The organism is Acidocella facilis ATCC 35904, assembly GCF_000687875.1.
In the GTDB taxonomy this organism is placed as follows: Bacteria; Pseudomonadota; Alphaproteobacteria; order Acetobacterales; family Acetobacteraceae; genus Acidocella; species Acidocella facilis.
Genome location: NZ_JHYG01000042.1, coordinates 1 through 2,117, shown reverse-complemented (window position 1 = coordinate 2,117; position 2,117 = coordinate 1). Strand labels below are relative to the sequence as shown.

General features: G+C 61.4%; 2 protein-coding genes. Both read right to left on the bottom strand.

Translation table 11 applies throughout. The annotated features are described in order from the left end of the window. Positions 1–59 precede the first annotated feature (59 nt). Positions 60–554, bottom strand: a complete 495-nt coding sequence (locus T331_RS0116685; protein ID WP_244877003.1) for a DUF6878 family protein — start codon at positions 552–554, stop codon at positions 60–62. A 100-nt stretch (positions 555–654) separates the two neighbouring features. Then, positions 655–2,117 (bottom strand): hypothetical protein (locus tag T331_RS20190; protein WP_035180617.1); only part of this gene is annotated, 1,463 nt, incomplete at its 5' end.

Sequence of the window (2,117 nt, the reverse complement as noted above, 5' to 3'; positions counted from 1 at the left end):
CGCCCCATTTTTTCGCGAAGGATAATGCATGATGATAAGGATGTGCCATTTCCGCCTCCTCAAAATTCATGGGAATAGTTTTCGGAGGCGGTATAACGCTCATTATAATCGAGCGTGATGCACCCCTCCGTCACGTCGAAGGTAAAATCGCCATAGGCGCCATCATTATTCTCCCAGCCGCAATGCGTCTGCGCCAAAAAATCATAGGACAGCGCCTCAATGGCTTCGCGCACCGTATAGGTCTGGCGTTCAATGTCCGGGCTATCCCAGGCGGGCCGGAAAATCTCGATCCGCTCATCCGGCAATTCAACGATAACATCGCTTGTCTGGGCCGTGATGTCCTCGATCTGGCCGCTATCGCCATAGCCGTCGAAATTCACGATCACGGAGGTAATGCCATGTTCCGCCAGAATCCCTAAAAGCACTTTCTTGTTGCCATCGAGCACGGCACACGCGCGCTCGCGATACGCGCGTTCTTTTTGTTCCCATGCCACCATAAAAGGATCGATCGCAGGAAGCGGTTGGTCTGACGCCTGATTGTGATTGTCTGACATGATCTGTCTCCAAAAATGCAAAACCCGGCACGAAGCCGGGTTTTTATGGTGTGAAGAAATAGACCCGAGGCGGCCTTTGGGCCGCCTCGGGGTTCTGGGATCACTCCGCCGCGATCTCGTGCGGCTGGAGCTGTTCATGGTCTTCGCCCGATGGAAGATCGGCTGCCTCAGCCTCCTCGTCGGAAACATCCGCACTGACATCGGCGACGGCACGATGCGGGGACACCGCCGCAGCATCTGCCGGCCTCGTCATGGTCTCCACGCCCTTCGTGCGCAGGACCTCAGGCAGCCAGCCGGAACCCGCCAACATTTGCGCGGCGGCTTCGGCCATGTCGCCTTTCTTCAGCCCTTCAAGCTGCTGCGCTGCCTGCGTGCCTTTGGCCGCGCTCACGGCCTCGAGAATGCGCGCCTTCGTGACCCGGCCAAGATAATTCTCCGCCGTTGGCGCCCAGCCCGCAGCGGCCAGATCGAGCACCAGAATTTCCGCCAGCCGCCCGGCATGCGCCAACGCCCGGGGACGGCGGTTATAGGCATCATGCGTGGCATTCAGCGTCAGCGCCACGCAATGCGCGAACAAGGCCTCGCGGCTATCCGTGTCGAGATTAGCGAGAGCATCCCAGAGTTCAGCACTATCTTCGGGCAATTGCGCTGCCCAGGCCTCGTGCCGCGCATCAACCCGTGCCGACAAGGGCGTATCAGCCAGGCCGGGTGCCTGGGCGCCGAACATCACGCTCTTCGCCTCAATCTCCAGGCAGGATTCGGCACCATAGCGGTAGAATAGACGCAGGCACAGCGCGTGCAGCAGGGCGAGGTAAGCGATGCCGGGCTCATTGCCCAGCGCTTCACGCAGCGCCAGCGTGCGATAGGCCGTCAGCTCGGTCAACAGCCGGTCGGGCAAAGGCTTGATGCCGTCTTCTTCCTCAGGCTCCGGCTCGGCCGCATCACCGACATGCGCGACGATGATGCGGCTTTCCGGCATGGCGGCATCGCTATCATTGTCGGCGATACCACTAACCTCGTCTGCCAAAGCCGACTCATCGGCTTCCTCAACCACCAGCGGCTCATCCTCGGGGCGAACATAACCGCATTCCACCCGCAGCGCGCCGTTGCCATCGATGCTTACAAACACCCCCGCCATCGCAATCTCGGCAGGGTCATACACCGGCGGGCGCTGAGTCAGCGCGTCAATCTCCGCCTCGATTTCCGCGAGGCGGACATCGGCATCATCGGAGACCTCGTCCACTGCGGCGGCTTCTTCCTCGAGTTGCTCGGCCTCGGCGCGCAACGCCTCAACCTGAGCGATCTCCTCTCCCGTCAGCGGGCGGCGCGTGCCCGGAATGCGCCGCATGCCGTAGCTGTGGCCATACGGAAATTCAGGTGCCACCTCGACCCATTTCCAACCCTCGGCGCGGAGCGCATCGGCATCGCGCTCCAACTTTTCCGCCACCACGCGCGCCAGCAGCCCGGCATCCTGCAACCAGCCGCCATCATCCTGCTGGAACAGATCGCGCATGACGGCGCCGCCCGCCGCGATATAATCCTCACCAGCATATTGCGCCCGCT